Genomic DNA, 14,043 nt, shown 5'->3' with positions numbered 1-14,043 from the left:
GGCGCTCCTTGTTGTTATCGGATGATTACAACGAACTGTAGTAATCGACTGATAACATGTCAACCATGACGGTCGAATCGGTTCCCACGGCTCCGCGCATGAAGGCGGCCGACCGCCGCGAGCTCATCCTCGAGGCCGCCACCGCGGTCTTCGGCGCGAAGACCTACGTCGGCACCACGACCGACGAGGTCGCCCGGGCCGCCGGAGTCAGCCAGCCCTACGTCGTGCGGCTCTTCGGCACGAAGGAGAAGCTCTTCATCGAGGTCATCGATCGCGCGTACGACCGCATGATCGACGTGTTCCGGGCAGCGCTGCCGGGGGCGCCGGAGGGAGTCGGCGAGCGCATGGGCACGGCGTACACCGAGCTCCTGGTCGAGCGCGGCATGCTCCCCGTCGTCGCGAACTCCACGGCGCTCGGAGGCGAACCCCAGATCGGCCGCGTCGCCCGCGCCGGGTTCAGCCGCATCTGGCGATTCCTCCGTGACGAGGCGGGGTTCACACCCGAGCAGGCCCGCGAGTTCATCGCCACCGGCATGCTGATCAACACGATCGTGGGCCTCCGGCTCACGGGTGATTACGGCGACGAGGTCTCGGCGACCGAGGTGCTCGACGCCTGCTTCCCCGACGCCGTCGAGAAGGTGCGAACCCTGCTGCCCGCCGCCGGCGAGCCCTGGTGACGCCTCCGAGATCGCCAGCGTCGACCGAGGCGGGCGTGCGCCATGATGTGTGCATGGTCGAATCCCCGGCGGAGCCCGCAACGAGGCCGAATCGCACGCTCATCGTGATCCTCTCCGTGATCGGCGTGCTCGTCGTCGTCGCCCTCGTCGTGGTCTTCACCCGCGGCACGCCACAGCTCCTCGACGAGTCCACGCCCGAAGGCGTGGTGCAGCGGTACTCGACCGCCGTCATCGACGGCGACGAAGCGGCTGCGGTCGACTACCTCGTCCCCGAGCTCGGCGACCCCTGCCGCGAGTTCGACGGCGGATACTCCCAGGACCTGCGCGTGACCCATGTCTCGACGACGCAGCACGATGACACCGCCGAGGTGCAGGTGCTCATCACCACCACCTACGATGCCGGACCCTTCGACTCCTCGAGCTACGAGGAGAAGGCCGAGTTCGAGCTCGTCGGGAACGGGGACGGCTGGCTCATCGAATCGACGCCCTGGCCGCTCACGATCTGCGAGCCCGCGGTGGTGGACTGATGAGCAGCGCGCAGGGCACCGTTCGCCGCCTGATCGTCTACTCGCTCCTCTTCGCACTCGTCACGATCGCCGCGATCGGCGTCGCCGGCCTCCTCGAGCGACTGCTCGGCGTCGGCACCGAGTTGGTGTTCGGCAGCACCGTCGACCTCGCCCGTTCACTCGCGTTCGCGCTCATCGGCGGCCCGCTCGCGGCCGTGCTGTGGTGGTCGGTCTGGCGTCGGCTGCACGACGGCGCCGAGCGCGCATCGCTCGGCTGGGGCCTCTACTTGACCGCCATGTACACCGTGGCGCTCATCGTGGCGACCTCGATGCTCGTCGGCACGGCAGCGTCGCTCGTCGACGACGCCTGGCGACCCGGCACCTTCGCCGCCTTCGTCGTCTGGGCTCTCGTCTGGGTGTGGCACCGATGGATGTGGCGGCATCCGGTGAAGCATCCGGTCCGGCTGCAGACCGTGCCCGCGGTCGCGGGATCCGTCTTCGGACTCGTCGTCGGTGCCGGTGGGGCCGTCAACGCCCTCGGAGCACTGTTCGGCGCCGCGATCCGCGGCATCTCCCAGACCACGATCGCGGGCAGCCCGTGGTGGCAGCTGCCGGTCGACGGGCTGATCTGGGCGGTGGCCGGCGCGGCGATCTGGTGGTGGCACTGGCACCGGGAGGGCGCCAAGCGACTCGACACGGGCCTCGCCTCCGTGACCCTCGTGGTCGTCGGCGTGATGGCTGCGGGCCTGCTGATGCTCGGCGGACTCGGCACGTCGCTCTGGGTCGGGCTTCGGATCGCCTTCGACGCCGGCGCGTCCTCCGATGAGATCCTGCGTCCGCTGGGGGCCGCGATCGCCTCGGCGCTCGTCGGCGCGACGGTGTGGACCTACCACCGTCGGATCGCCGCCGGCCGGTCCGACGGCACCCGCCGGGCGAGCATGCTCGTCATGTCGGGGGCCGGGCTCGTCGGGGCGGCCACGGGCATCGGCATCATCGTGAACAGCGTGCTCGCCGCGCTCGTCGACCCGTTCGCGTCATCCGACACCCGCTCCCTCCTGCTCGGCGGCATCAGTGCGCTCGTCGTCGGGGGGCCCGTCTGGTGGTTCAGCTGGCGGCCGACCGAGCGCGCCGAACCGGCGGAGATCGCCTACCCCGGCCGCCGGATCTACCTCGTGGCCGTGTTCGGACTGAGCGCGATCGTCGCGCTCATCACCCTGCTCGTGGTCGGCTTCCAGCTCTTCGCATTCGGGCTCGCCTCGACGAGCGGCGCGAGCCTGATCGACCAGATACGCGCTCCGCTCGGCCTGCTCGTCGCCACCGTGCTCGTGTTCGGGTACCACTTCGCCGTGTGGCGTCGCGACCGGTCGGTGATCGCGGCAGCGGGGCCGGCTCCCGAGCAGCGGGTCGGCCGGGTCATCCTCGTGGCCGGCGGCGAGACGACCGAGGTCGAACAGGCGATCCGCGCCACGGGTGCCTCCGTCACCCTCTGGCGGAGGGCCGATGTCGCGGCCGGCACCGAGACCGAGCACGCAGCCGAGCCCGAGCCGCCCATCGAGGTCGAGACCGCTGCGCGCCCCGATCCCCGTGCGATCGTGGCCGCGCTCGACGGCGTCGCCGCGAAGCGCGTGCTCGTCATCGCGGGGCCGGGTGACCGCGTCGAGGTGATCCGCCTGGCCGACTGACGGGCAGGCCGGGCGCGATTCCGTCGATCGAGCGGATGCCGCGGCATCCGCTCGTCGTCAGAGCACCTTCTGCATGTGGATCGCGGCCGTCTCGTAGCCGAGCGATTCGTAGAGTCGGATCGCCGGCGTGTTGTAGCCGAAGACGTTCAGGCGCAGGTTCACCGCGCCCTGGTCGCGCGCGACCTCCTCGGCGAGCAGCATCACGCGGCTGCCGAGCCCTCGGCGGCGGTGCGTCTCGTGGATCGCGACGTCCCAGATGTACCAGTTGGCCGGCTCGCTCATCGGGCCGATCCACAGCCAGCCGGCGTCTTCGCCGTCGGCCTCGACGGTGAAGAGCAGGTGCCCGTCGATGAGCCGCCCGTCGGGGAAGTACTGGTCCTCCGAGGCGCGTCGGCCGACGACCGCCTGCTCGGCGGTGTCGCCGGCGCGCTGCCGCGCCTGCTCGTACGCCGCCATCGCGACGGGCAGCCAGGCGGCCGTCTCGGCTTCGGTCTTCGGTCGGAGTCGAACGTCGTCGGTCATCCGCCCATGGTGCCACGACGTCGATCGCAGGGGGAGGGGTGCCCGGCGGTCCGGATCCGTCGAATCGCGGCGCAGTGTGGCAGGCTTCGCCCATGACCGCCTCGCTCCGACCGCTCGACCGCGCCCGGCTTCCCGAGTGGATCGACCGCAGCGCCGGCGAGTACGCCCGCGATCTGATCGCGACGGGCAGGTCCGAGGAATGGGCCCTGCAGCACGCGGCGGAGGGGATGGCCGAATCGTTCCCGGGCGGCGCGCCGACCCCCGGCCACGAGGTCTTCGACGTCGTCGACGACTCGGGCATCGCGGTCGGCTACCTCTGGATCGGCCCCGACACGAGCGGCGACGACCGGTCGTGGTGGATCTGGGACGTGCTGATCGAGCCCGAGCACCGGGGCCGGGGTCTCGGGCGCGAGGCGATGCGCCTCGCCGAGGCGCACGCCAGGGCGCAGGGCGCCCACTCGATCGGCCTCAACGTCTTCGCGTTCAACGCCGCCGCCCGCGGTCTCTACGAGTCGCTCGGCTACGAGACGACTTCGATGCGCATGGCCAAGCGCCTCGACTGACCGCGGCGAGCGGATGCCCCGTGGTGGGCGAAAATGGTGGGATGACGAGAACGGTGCGCGGCGCGAGGGTCCTGATCACCGGCGCGGCCGGGGGCATGGGTCGCATGTACGCCGAACGGGCGGTGGCCGAGCACGCGGCATCCGTCACTCTGTGGGACCGCGATGCGGCCGCCCTCGCGCGCACCGTCGACGAGCTCGGCGCGGTCTCGCGGGGGCGCACGCGCATCCAGTCCTTCGTCGTCGATGTCGGCGATCTCGGTGCGATCGCGAAGACCGCCCAGCGCGTGCGGCGCGAGGTCGGCAACCCCGACGTGCTCATCAACAACGCCGGCATCGTGCGCGGCAACCGCAACTTCTGGAACACCGACAACGGCGACGACACCCGCACGACCATGCAGGTCAACGCGCTCGCGCCGATGTACATCGCCCGCGAGTTCCTGCCCGGCATGATCTCGAACGCGTATCGTGCGGCGCGCATCGTGAACATCGCGAGTGCCGCCGGCACGCTCGCGAACCCCCGCATGGCGGTCTACGCCGCGTCGAAGGCGGCGCTCATCGGCTGGAGCGACTCGCTGCGACTCGAGCTCGAGCAGTCCGACCACGGCAACGTGAAGGTGACCACGGTCACGCCGAGCTACATCGCGACCGGCATGTTCGCCGGTGCCCGCGGTCCGGTGCTCGCGCCGGTGCTCGACCCCGGATACGTCGTCGACCGCGTGTGGCGGGCGATGCTCGAGGGCCGGCCCCTGCTGGAGCTGCCGAGGAGCGTTCGCTTCTCGCGGGCGCTGCGCGGACTGCTGCCGACGCGCGTCTTCGACCGCGTCGTCGGCGACGGCTTCGGCGTGTACCGCTCGATGGACCGGTTCACGGGGCGCCGCTGACACCGGGCGCCGCAGCGCTCGCGCCGCTGACACCGGGCGCCGTATCGCTCAGAGCCCGTGCTCGCCCAGCCAGTCGCGCAGCACGCTCGTGAACTCCTCGGAGCGCTCGACGCTCGGCAGGTGCGCGGTGCCTGCGAACCGAACACCCGTCGCATTCGGCAGGCGCTCGAGCAGGTGGTCGTACGCCGCGAGCACCGGGCTGAGGTCGTACTCGCCCACGGTCACGAGCGCGGGCAGCCGGATGTCGCCGAGCCGCTCGTTCGCCGGCGGTTCGAGCGGGAGCATGGTGCCGTCGTCGGTCGCGTGCGCGGCGTTCGGGGCGTTCAGCTCGTACGCCCGTCGCACGAACCCGGGATCGACCTCGGCCTCGGAGCGGAGCGGACCCACGGCCCACACAGCCGCCTCGAGGCGCATGAGCAGCGCCGCATCGACCGCCGGGTCGATCGCCTCGATCTCGTCGAACCGTCGCTGCTCCTCATCGGTGAGCGGCAGGTCGGGGAATCCGCCCGGTTCCGAGCCGACGGTCACGACGCCGCGCACACGGTCGGGGAAGGCGAGTGCGGTGTCGAGCGTGATGCGCCCGCCGCGGCTCGCGCCGATCACGGTCGCCTCGGCGATGCCGAGGTGGTCGAGCAGCGCGATCGCGTCGGCGTGGTTCGCGAACGGCACCGACTCGTCGTGGCGCGTGCCGCCGAACCCGCGGGGGTCGTACCGCACGACGACGTGGTCTTCGGCGAGGGCATCGATCTGCTCGTCCCACATGCGCAGCGTCGCGATGCCGGCGGGGATCAGGAGCAGGGCGGGCGCGGAGGCGCGTCCCGCCGACTCGTAGTGGAGTTCGGCACCGGGAACCGTGAGCGTTGGCATCCCCCGATGCTACGCACTGCGGTCGACCCGCCGTCACGGCGTGCGCTCAGTCGTCGTCGCCCTGGTCCTGCTTCTTGTCCTTCTTGTCCTTGTTGCCGTTGTTGTTGCCCGGGCCGCGGTTGTCGTTGTCGTCGTCGTCGTCCTCCGACGGCGTCGGCGTGGGCGTGACGGAGTCGGTGACCTCGGCGGCTTCGAGATCGGCCTGCACGAGCGCGATCGCCTCGCGGATGTCGGCGGCCTGCTGCTCGCCGATGGTGCCCGAGTCGACGGCCGCGGTCACGTCGTTCTCGAGCAGGGCGAGGGCGGCGATCGCGCCGAGATAGTCGCCGTCGGCAGCGCGATTCGCGACCTGCACGACCGAGGAGTGGAGATCGGCGCTGACCGCTTCAGGTGATTGACCGCAGGCGGCCAGCCCGAACACGAGCGACCCGGCGAGGAGTCCGGCGCCGACGATGGTGCGAGGTCGTGCGTGCATCATCGCGTCACCGCCTCCTCGAGCTGCTCGAGATGCACGCCGAGCTCGCCCGGCAGGGTCGGCAGCGTCTCGGTGGGCACGGGCTGCGGCCCGGTGAGGCTCGCGACCACGGGCGGCACGAGCAGAGCGATGCCGATCGCGATGACGAGGAGCAGCCCGACGGCGATCGCCGGACGCACCCAGCGGCGCGAGGGGGTCGGCGCCGGCTCGAACGCGGACGCCACAGCCCGAGCGGCGACGGCCCCATCGGCACCCTCGGGGGTGCCGAGCACGGCCGTCGTCGCGGTCGACGAGGCTGCGACGGTGCGCGAAGCGGGCAGCACCAGGGTGGGGGCATCGGATGCCTCGAGCAGCACGGTCGCCGCGGCATCCGCTCGGGTCGCCTCGGTCGCCGAGGGCTCCGCCACGCTCGGCAGCCGGCCGGCCGCGATCGCGACGTCGAGGGCGGAAGGCCGATCGGATGCCTCGCGCGCGGTCATGCCGCGCAGCAGATCGACCCACTCGGGGCCGAGCTCGACGGGGATCTCGGGGTCGCCCACGAGGCGGGCGGCTGCCGCCTCGACGGCCGGGCCGGGGAACGCCTGCCGCCCGGTGCGCGCCTCGAGCAGCACGAGCCCGAGCGAGTAGATGTCGGACGCGGTGCCCGGCGCACGGCCGCTCACCTGCTCGGGGCTGAGGTAGCCGGGCGTGCCGACGTAGGCGCCGGTGCGCGTGAGGCGAGCATCGTCGATCAGGCGGGCGATGCCGAAGTCGGCGAGCTTCGCATTCCAGGCGCGAGTGGGCAGGTGAGCGGGTGCCAGCAGCACGTTCGCCGGCTTCACGTCGCGGTGCACGATGCCTCGCTCGTGGATCACGTGCAGCGCTTCGGCGAGGTCGGCGGCGAGCCCCGCGGCATCCGCTGCGCCGACCGGGCCGTGCTGGAGCGTCTTGCGGAGGTCCTGGCCGTCGACGAGCTCCATCACGAGGTACTCGCGATCGGTGGCGGGGTCGTGGGCGGCGTCGTAGAGGCGCACCAGTGCGCGGTGCTCGACGCTCGCGAGCAGCGCCGTCTCGGAGCGGCGCCGCGCCGCGTCGTCGATGCCCTCGGCAGCTTCGGCGAACACCTTCACGGCCACCGGGCGGCCGAGGCTCAGGTCTTCGCCGCGATAGACGCTCGCCATGCCGCCGCGGCCGATGAGCCCGTCGAGGCGGTAGCGGCCATCGAACGTCACGCCCGTGAACGGGCCGTCGCCGGGTCGGTCGGGGGAGCTGGTCACGTGTTCGAGCGTATCGCCGCCGGCTGGGAGACGGACGAATCGCGCGATGCCGGACATGACCTGGGTAGGGCATGATTCGACGAATGGAGACGTGGCGATGAACACCACGAACACCGATGGACTTCGCGGGCTCGACGAGGATCCCGATCTCGACCGGATGCTCGGTGCGGCGGCGCGCCCCAGCACCGGGCTGACACCCGAGGTGCGTTCCCGGCTGGCGGCGATGGCGGAGTCGGCGATGGCGCCGGACCGGCCGTCGCATCGGCGGCGGGCGGCTCTCGCGGCTGCCGTGCTGGCACCGGTGCTGCTGGTCGGGGGAGCGGGTGCGGCGTTCGCCGCGACCATGGTCGATTGGTCGCAGTTCTGGGGCACGAGCACGAGCGCGACCACCGAGTGGCAGGCGTGGGCCGAGGATCCCGATGCGATCGTCACCTACTCGTTGCCGGGCGGCGGCGCCTGCGAGCTGCGCCTCGGAGACGTCACCTACAGTCCGGACCCGGCTCGCCCTGACGGCGTGGAGGCGGATCCGCGGTCGGCCGATGCGGTGCGCGACTACCTGCGGGCCGGGGACCTCTTCACCGAAGCCGATGTCGAGAATGCGATCGTCTCGGGCCGAGTCGTCGACGAGAACTTCATCGAGGAGGACGACGGCTCGAGGACCCGGTTCGGGTACGGCACTGAGAACTACGACGCCGACGTCGAGTACAACATGGCCGTCACGAGCGCGATCCAGAACCGGATGACGGAGTACGTCGAGGGTCGAGGCCTGCCGATGGTCGGCGTCGGCTGGTCGGGCCAGGAGAAGTGCACCGGGGTCGACGAGTGATCGGCCGCAGTCGGTCGCGCGACGAACGCGACTACGCGGCGCTCATGGCCGAAGCTTCCCCCGACCTGCTCGCGTACTTCGAACGCCGGGTCGGTGCCGACGGCGCCGACCTGCTCGCGGAGACGATGCTGATCGCCTGGCGCCGCAGGTCGGAGCTCCCGCGGGAGGTCGAGCCCGCACGCATGTGGCTGTTCGGCGTCGCGCGGAACGTGCTCCGCAACGCGGCCCGCAGCGAGGCGCGGCGCGAGCGTCTCGGCGGCGCCCTCCGTGAGGTGCTGACGGCCCGCCCGGTCGAGGATCCCGCGGACGTCGTCGCGATGCGGGATCTGCTCGAGCGGCTCGATCCCGACCTCGCCGAGATCGTCACCCTCGTGCACTGGGACGGCTGGTCGCTCGTTGAGATCAGCCGGCTGCTCGGCATGCCGGCGTCGACCGTGCGGGGCCGGTACCAGCGAGCGAAGGAGGAGCTCCGCGCGCAGCTCGCGGTGCGGACGCCGCGCTGACGTGAGCACCGGGGAGCGGGCGCGTCAGGGCGCGGGCGCCACCGGCGCCGCCCCGCCCGGTCAGCAGCAGTCGTCGTGCTCGTCGCCCTCGGCTTCGCGCTCGCCCGTGAGCACCGACACCGGCACCGTGCACGCGTCGCCGCGCCAGGCCTCGATGCCCTCGCGCACCGCGAATGCGGCGATGACGAGTGCGGCCACCGAGTCGGCCCACGCCCAGCCCAGCAGGCTGTTCAGCAGCAGGCCCACGAGCAGCGCCGCCGAGAGGTAGGCGCAGATCAGCGTCTGCTTCGAGTCGGCGACGGCTGAGGCGGAGCCGAGTTCGCGGCCGGTGCGGCGTTCGAACCACGACAGCAGCGGCATGACGGCGAGGCTCACGGCGGCGAGCACGATGCCGATCGGGGAGTGCTCGGGCTCCGATGCCCCGAGCAGCGCGCGGGCGGCGTCGATGGACACGAACAGCGCCAGGCCGAAGAAGGAGACGGCGATGAGGCGCAGGGCGACGCGCTCGCGCTTGTGGGGGTCGGGGGCGGCGAACTGCCAGGCCACTGCGGCGGCCGAGAGCACCTCGACGATCGAGTCGAGGCCGAAGCCGATGAGGGCGGCCGACGAGGCGACCGAGCCGGCGGCGAGGGCGACGATCGCCTCGATCACGTTGTACGCGATGGTCGCCGCGACGATGAGCCGGATGCGTCGCACGAGCACGACGCGGCGCTCGGGGGAGAGGGCGGCGTCGGCGCGCCGGCCCGGGGTGCCCGGCGTGCCCGGGCCGGGCGTCAGCGGTACGGACGTCATGCGCAGGTGCATCCCTCGCTCGAGCAGCACGCCGGGTCGACGACGAGCACGAGCCGCAGCAGGTCGCCGAGCGCCGGTGCGAGGTATTCGCCGGCGAGCCGGTACGAGGTGCGCCGACCGTCGGGCACCGCCTCGACGAGCCCGCAGCCGCGCAGGCAGGCCAGCTGGTTCGACATCACCTGCCGTGAGACGCCGAGCGACTCGGCGAGGTCCGACGGGTAGGCGGGCGCCTCGCGGAGCGAGAGCAGGATGCGGGCGCGGGTCTCGTCGGAGAGCGCGTGCCCGAGGCGCGCGAGCGCCGCGGTGTGGGTCAGGGTCGCCGTTTCAGTCACGAGGTGCTCGGTCACGTCGGTGACGATACAGCAGATCGTGTATTCACAAAAGCCTGTATCGAACGGATGGCACGGCTCTCGCGGCGCGGCGGCGCGCAGACGCCCGAGTCGACCGCCTAGAAGATCATCGGGCGATCGTCGTCGTCATCGCCGATCGCGAGGTCGACGAGCACCGGCACGTGGTCGCTCGGGGCGTCGCCCTTGCGCTCGTTGCGGTGGATCGAGGCATCGGTCACGGCCTCGGCGAATGCCGCCGACCCGAGGATGAAGTCGATGCGCAGCCCCTCGTTGCGCGGGAACTTCAGCTGCTTGTAGTCCCAGTAGGTGTAGCCCTCGGGGATGCGCGGGCGCACGACATCCGTCACGCCGGCGTTCTCGAGCGTGAAGAACGCCTGACGCTCGGCCGGCGACACATGCGTCGTGACGCCTTCGATGACCGCCGGGTCGCCGTTGTCCTCATCGAGCGGTGCGATGTTGAAGTCGCCCATGAGCGCGAAGGGCGCTTCGGGCCGAGCGGATGTCTCGGCGCGCGTGTACTCCGTGAGCGCCGCGAGCCAGTCGAGCTTGTACGTGTAGTGCGGGTCGTCGAGCGAGCGGCCGTTGGGCACGTAGAGGCTCCACACCCGCACGCCGTTGACCGTCGCGCCGATCGCGCGCGCCTCCTGCGGCTGGTCGGGGCCTTCGAGCCCCTTGAGGAAGCCGGGCATGCCGGGGAACGAGGTCTCGACCTCGCCGATCGGCGAACGGCTCGCGATCGCGACGCCGTTCCACTGGTTCAGGCCGTGGATCGCGACCTCGTAGCCCGCCTCTTCGAACGCCTCGATCGGGAACTGCTCGGGCTTGCACTTGATCTCCTGCATCGCCAGCACGTCGACGTCTTCGCGCACCATCCAATCGACGGTGCGCGCCACGCGGGCGCGGATCGAGTTGACGTTCCAGGTGGCGATGCGCATGGTCCCAGCCTATTCGGCGGCACCGACGCGAGGCCGCGCCGGGTGAGTCAGGGGCGCAGCCGCTCCCGCAGCGAGGGACGACCGACCCGCGGCACCACGATCCAGAACACCGCGAGCAGGATGAGGCTGACCCCGAGCGCGATGAACCCCGCGACCTGGTTCACGGCCACGTCGAAGATGAGGCTCGCGACGCCCGCGGTGAGGAACGAGACGACGACGAGCAGGGTCAGCAGGATGCGGTTGGCGATCCGCACGACCCGCTCCTTCTGGTGTTGTCCGGTGAGCTCGCGGTGCAGGATCACGGGCGCGAGACCCAGCATCGTCGCCGTCGCGGCGAGCACGACGAGCACGAGGTAGAGGGCGAGCTCGTAGCGCTCGAGCTCGGCGAACGTCGGCTGGAACGCCACCGCGAGCAGGAAGCCTGTGATGATCTGCGTGCCGGCCTGCACGGCGCGAAGCTCCTGCAGGACATCGTTCCACTTGCGGTCGAGACGCTCGCCGTACGTCTCCCGGCGGGTCTCGGTGTGCTCGCCGTGGACGTCGGCGGGATCGGCGCGGGCGGGTTCCACGTCGTCGGCGGCGGCTTCGGATTCGTGCGCCATGGCCGAATTCTGGCAGCGGCACCACGGAAGCTGCAAGGATCGAGTCAGTATCCATGGAGCGGGGGGTGGCCGTGAAGTTCAGCATCGAAGGCATCGGGGGTCTGCCCGAGATCACGAAGGGCGCCGACCTGGCCGCGCTCATCGTCGACGCGACCGACCTCGCAGACGGCGACATCCTCGTCATCACCTCGAAGATCGTCTCCAAGGCCGAGGGGCGCGTCGTGCAGGCCGCCGACCGCGAGCAGGCCATCACCGACGAGACCGTCCGCGTCGTCGCGACCCGCCAGTACGAGGGCGGCGTGACCCGCATCGTCGAGAACCGGCAGGGCGTCATCGGCGCGGCTGCCGGCGTCGACGCATCGAACGCAGCCGACGGCACGGTGCTGCTGCTGCCGGTCGATCCCGATGCCTCCGCACGGGCGCTCGCCACCGGCATCCGTGCCCTCACCGGTGCGCGGGTCGGCGTCATCCTCTCCGACACGCTCGGCCGGCCGTGGCGCGAGGGCCAGACCGACCTAGCGATCGGCGCGGCCGGCGTGCACGTCTTCGACGACCTGCGCGGGTCCACGGATGCCTCGGGCAAGCCGCTCTCGGTCACCATGCCGTGCGTGGCCGACGAGATCGCCGGCGCCGCCGAGCTCGTCAAGGGCAAGTCGTCGGCCGTGCCCGTCGCGGTCGTGCGCGGCCTCGGGCGATTCGTGGGCGACCTCGACCTGCCGGGGGCGCGGTCGATCCAGCGCCCCGCCGAGCGCGACCTCTTCCGCGTCGGCGCCGACGAGGCGTACAACGAGGGGTACCGCGACGGCTTCGACGAAGCGCAGTCCGAGGGGCCGCTGGCCGCCGCGGAGTGACCCTCCGGCGGCAGACACCCCGCCGACCCGCGAAGATGGAGACGTGTCAGCACACATCGGCTACGCCGCCATGCTCGAGCGGTTCCCTCCTGCGGAGGCCGTCGCGCTCAGCGCGCTCGCCGAGTCGCACGGGTTCCGCGGCGTCATGGCGAGCGACCACTTCCAGCCGTGGGTTCCCGCGCAGGGCGAGTCCTCGTTCGTGTGGAGCGTGCTCGGCGCGATCGGTGAACGCACTCGCGGCGACTTCGGCCCGGGCGTGACGACACCGGGGTATCGGATGCATCCGGCCGTCGTCGCCCAGGCGAGCGCGACGCTCGCGGCGATGCATCCGGGTCGCCACTGGCTCGGCCTCGGCTCCGGCGAGGCGCTCAACGAGCACGTCGTGGGCCCGTACTGGCCCGAGGCGCCCGACCGCATCAACCGCATGTTCGAGGCGGTCGACGTGATCAGGAAGCTCTTCACCGGCTCGCTCGCCGGCCGGGACGTGCGCCACTCCGGCCAGCACTTCAAGCTCGAGGCGACCCGACTCTGGACGATGCCGGCCGTCGCGCCCGAGATCCTCGTCGCGGCATCGGGTCCGGTGACCGCAAAGCGCGCGGGTCGCACCGTCGACGGCATGATTACGACGGGCGCCCCCGCCGAGAAGCTCGCGGCCCTGCTCACCCGGTTCCGCGAGGGCGCGCGCGAGGTCGGGCGCGATGCCGCGCGCATGCCGAAGGTGCTGCAGCTGCACCTCTCGTGGGCGCCCACCGATGAGGAGGCGATGCGCGGCGCGCTCACCGAGTGGCCGAACGGCGGGCTGCGCATCCCGCGCGGCGACATCCGCTCGCCCTTCGAGTTCGAGCAGCTCGCCCGCACCGTGCGCCCCGAGGACTTCGCCGGCCGCATGGTCGTCTCGGCCGACCCCGACGTGCACCGCGCCGACATCCAGCGCCACCTCGACCTCGGCTTCGACCGCATCTACCTGCACAACGCGGGCCGCGACCAGGCCGCGTTCCTCGAGGTCTTCGGGCGCGACGTGCTGCCCGGGCTCCGGGCATGACCACGGCGGATGCCGCGGGGCCGGCCTCGGCCGCGACCCCCGCCTGGACCGTCGTGATCCCCGTGAAGGCGCCCGCCGGTGCGAAGACGCGGCTCGCCGCGGCCGTGTCGCCGGCCGAGCGCGAGGCGCTCGCCCGGGCGTTCGCCCTCGACACGATCGCCGCGGCACTCGCCGCTCGCACGGTCGCCCGCGTCATCGTGGTCGGCGATGACCCCTCGCTCGCCGGCGCGGCCGAGTTCCTGCCCGAGCCGGCCGACGCGCCGCGGGGGCTGACCCGCGCGATCGCGCACGCCATCGCCCATGCCCGGGTGGGCGACGACGAGGCGGACCTCCGCCCCGTGGCCGTGCTGCTCGGCGACCTGCCGGCCCTCGCGCCCGAGCAACTCGACGCGGCGCTCGAGTCTGCGTCGCGGCATCCGCTCGCCTTCGTGCGCGACGCCGACGGCACCGGCACGACGCTCGCGACCGCTTCGGCTGGGATCGTACTCGCGCCGCACTTCGGCGCCGACTCGGCCGCGCGGCATGCCGCCGCCGGGTTCGTCGAGCTCGCGGCATCCACGGGTCTCAGGCGCGACGTCGACACGATCGACGCGCTCGCCGACGCGCTCGCGCTCGGCGTCGGACCGCTGACGCGGGTTGCAGCTGCAGGCATTTCGTTGCGGGGCGGCGCCGGCGCTCGTTAGCAGTGCTGCTGTTCACGCTGCTTCTCCGAC

General features: G+C 72.0%; 18 protein-coding genes. 10 read left to right on the top strand and 8 right to left on the bottom strand.

Annotated elements, in window-relative coordinates; translation table 11 throughout:
- Positions 1 to 65 precede the first annotated feature (65 nt).
- The 3 genes from BJY17_RS11430 to BJY17_RS11420 are packed head-to-tail and all read left to right on the top strand — an operon-like array spanning position 66 to position 2,865.
- The gene (locus BJY17_RS11430; RefSeq protein ID WP_179551459.1) at positions 66 to 677 is read left to right on the top strand and encodes a TetR/AcrR family transcriptional regulator; all 612 of its coding nucleotides are present in this window, start codon (positions 66 to 68) and stop codon (positions 675 to 677) included.
- Between the two features lie 53 nt (positions 678 to 730).
- Positions 731 to 1,204 carry a hypothetical protein gene (locus BJY17_RS11425; RefSeq protein ID WP_179551458.1) on the top strand — a complete coding sequence of 158 codons (474 nt, stop codon included), beginning with the start codon at positions 731 to 733 and terminating at the stop codon, positions 1,202 to 1,204.
- Positions 1,204 to 2,865 carry a DUF5671 domain-containing protein gene (locus tag BJY17_RS11420; protein WP_179551457.1) on the top strand — a complete coding sequence of 554 codons (1,662 nt, stop codon included), beginning with the start codon at positions 1,204 to 1,206 and terminating at the stop codon, positions 2,863 to 2,865. Before BJY17_RS11425 ends, BJY17_RS11420 begins: the two co-directional genes overlap by 1 nt.
- A 57-nt stretch (positions 2,866 to 2,922) precedes the next feature.
- Here BJY17_RS11420 and BJY17_RS11415 read toward each other — a convergent pair whose 3' ends face one another.
- Positions 2,923 to 3,387, bottom strand: coding sequence for a GNAT family N-acetyltransferase (locus BJY17_RS11415; RefSeq protein WP_179551456.1), 465 nt, complete (start codon positions 3,385 to 3,387; stop codon positions 2,923 to 2,925).
- 92 nt (positions 3,388 to 3,479) lie between these two features.
- Between BJY17_RS11415 and BJY17_RS11410 the strand changes: the two genes are divergently transcribed.
- Entirely contained in the window at positions 3,480 to 3,950 is a 471-nt protein-coding gene (locus tag BJY17_RS11410) for a GNAT family N-acetyltransferase (RefSeq protein WP_179551455.1), read from the top strand.
- Positions 3,951 to 3,991: 41 nt separating this feature from the next.
- Positions 3,992 to 4,831 carry an SDR family oxidoreductase gene (locus BJY17_RS11405; RefSeq protein WP_179551454.1) on the top strand — a complete coding sequence of 280 codons (840 nt, stop codon included), beginning with the start codon at positions 3,992 to 3,994 and terminating at the stop codon, positions 4,829 to 4,831.
- A gap of 48 nt (positions 4,832 to 4,879) precedes the next feature.
- On the opposite strand, the gene BJY17_RS11400 is transcribed toward BJY17_RS11405, so the two are convergent.
- Genes BJY17_RS11400 through BJY17_RS11390 form a run of 3 tightly spaced genes read right to left on the bottom strand, consistent with a single transcriptional unit; the run spans position 4,880 to position 7,429 of the window.
- Complete coding sequence (locus BJY17_RS11400) at positions 4,880 to 5,698, bottom strand: alpha/beta fold hydrolase (protein ID WP_179551453.1); 819 nt, start codon at positions 5,696 to 5,698, stop codon at positions 4,880 to 4,882.
- Between the two features lie 46 nt (positions 5,699 to 5,744).
- The gene (locus tag BJY17_RS11395) at positions 5,745 to 6,176 is read right to left on the bottom strand and encodes a hypothetical protein (protein ID WP_179551452.1); all 432 of its coding nucleotides are present in this window, start codon (positions 6,174 to 6,176) and stop codon (positions 5,745 to 5,747) included.
- On the bottom strand, positions 6,173 to 7,429 hold the full coding sequence (locus tag BJY17_RS11390; protein WP_179551451.1) for a serine/threonine-protein kinase: 1,257 nt from the start codon (positions 7,427 to 7,429) through the stop codon (positions 6,173 to 6,175). Before BJY17_RS11390 ends, BJY17_RS11395 begins: the two co-directional genes overlap by 4 nt.
- Before the next feature lie 97 nt (positions 7,430 to 7,526).
- On the opposite strand from BJY17_RS11390, the gene BJY17_RS11385 reads away from it, so the two are divergent.
- A complete protein-coding gene (locus BJY17_RS11385; protein ID WP_179551450.1) occupies positions 7,527 to 8,255 on the top strand; it encodes a hypothetical protein in 729 nt (242 codons plus the stop codon).
- Positions 8,256 to 8,299: 44 nt separating this feature from the next.
- Positions 8,300 to 8,758: an RNA polymerase sigma factor gene (locus BJY17_RS11380; protein ID WP_179551449.1), complete on the top strand. Its 459-nt coding sequence runs from the start codon at positions 8,300 to 8,302 to the stop codon at positions 8,756 to 8,758.
- A 60-nt stretch (positions 8,759 to 8,818) separates the two neighbouring features.
- Here the strand turns inward: BJY17_RS11380 and BJY17_RS11375 are convergent, their stop codons facing one another.
- From BJY17_RS11375 to BJY17_RS11360, 4 genes are all read right to left on the bottom strand, one after another.
- Complete coding sequence (locus tag BJY17_RS11375; RefSeq protein ID WP_179551448.1) at positions 8,819 to 9,550, bottom strand: cation transporter; 732 nt, start codon at positions 9,548 to 9,550, stop codon at positions 8,819 to 8,821.
- Complete coding sequence (locus tag BJY17_RS11370) at positions 9,547 to 9,897, bottom strand: ArsR/SmtB family transcription factor (RefSeq protein WP_322789819.1); 351 nt, start codon at positions 9,895 to 9,897, stop codon at positions 9,547 to 9,549. Before BJY17_RS11370 ends, BJY17_RS11375 begins: the two co-directional genes overlap by 4 nt.
- 101 nt (positions 9,898 to 9,998) lie before the next feature.
- Positions 9,999 to 10,835 (bottom strand): exodeoxyribonuclease III, encoded by an 837-nt coding sequence (locus BJY17_RS11365; protein WP_179551447.1) that lies wholly within the window; start codon positions 10,833 to 10,835, stop codon positions 9,999 to 10,001.
- Between the two features lie 47 nt (positions 10,836 to 10,882).
- Positions 10,883 to 11,437 carry a DUF6328 family protein gene (locus tag BJY17_RS11360; protein WP_218889895.1) on the bottom strand — a complete coding sequence of 185 codons (555 nt, stop codon included), beginning with the start codon at positions 11,435 to 11,437 and terminating at the stop codon, positions 10,883 to 10,885.
- Positions 11,438 to 11,490: 53 nt separating this feature from the next.
- Between BJY17_RS11360 and cofE the strand changes: the two genes are divergently transcribed.
- Genes cofE through cofC form a run of 3 tightly spaced genes read left to right on the top strand, consistent with a single transcriptional unit; the run spans position 11,491 to position 14,013 of the window.
- Entirely contained in the window at positions 11,491 to 12,288 is a 798-nt protein-coding gene (gene cofE / locus BJY17_RS11355; RefSeq protein ID WP_179551446.1) for a coenzyme F420-0:L-glutamate ligase, read from the top strand.
- A 43-nt stretch (positions 12,289 to 12,331) separates the two neighbouring features.
- A complete protein-coding gene (locus BJY17_RS11350; protein ID WP_322789818.1) occupies positions 12,332 to 13,330 on the top strand; it encodes a TIGR03557 family F420-dependent LLM class oxidoreductase in 999 nt (332 codons plus the stop codon).
- Positions 13,327 to 14,013: a 2-phospho-L-lactate guanylyltransferase gene (gene cofC / locus BJY17_RS11345; protein WP_179551445.1), complete on the top strand. Its 687-nt coding sequence runs from the start codon at positions 13,327 to 13,329 to the stop codon at positions 14,011 to 14,013. Before BJY17_RS11350 ends, cofC begins: the two co-directional genes overlap by 4 nt.
- The last annotated feature ends 30 nt before the right edge of the window (positions 14,014 to 14,043 follow it).

Source organism: Agromyces hippuratus, from assembly GCF_013410355.1.
GTDB lineage: Bacteria > Actinomycetota > Actinomycetes > Actinomycetales > Microbacteriaceae > Agromyces > Agromyces hippuratus.
This window is presented reverse-complemented; position numbering and strand designations above follow the sequence as displayed.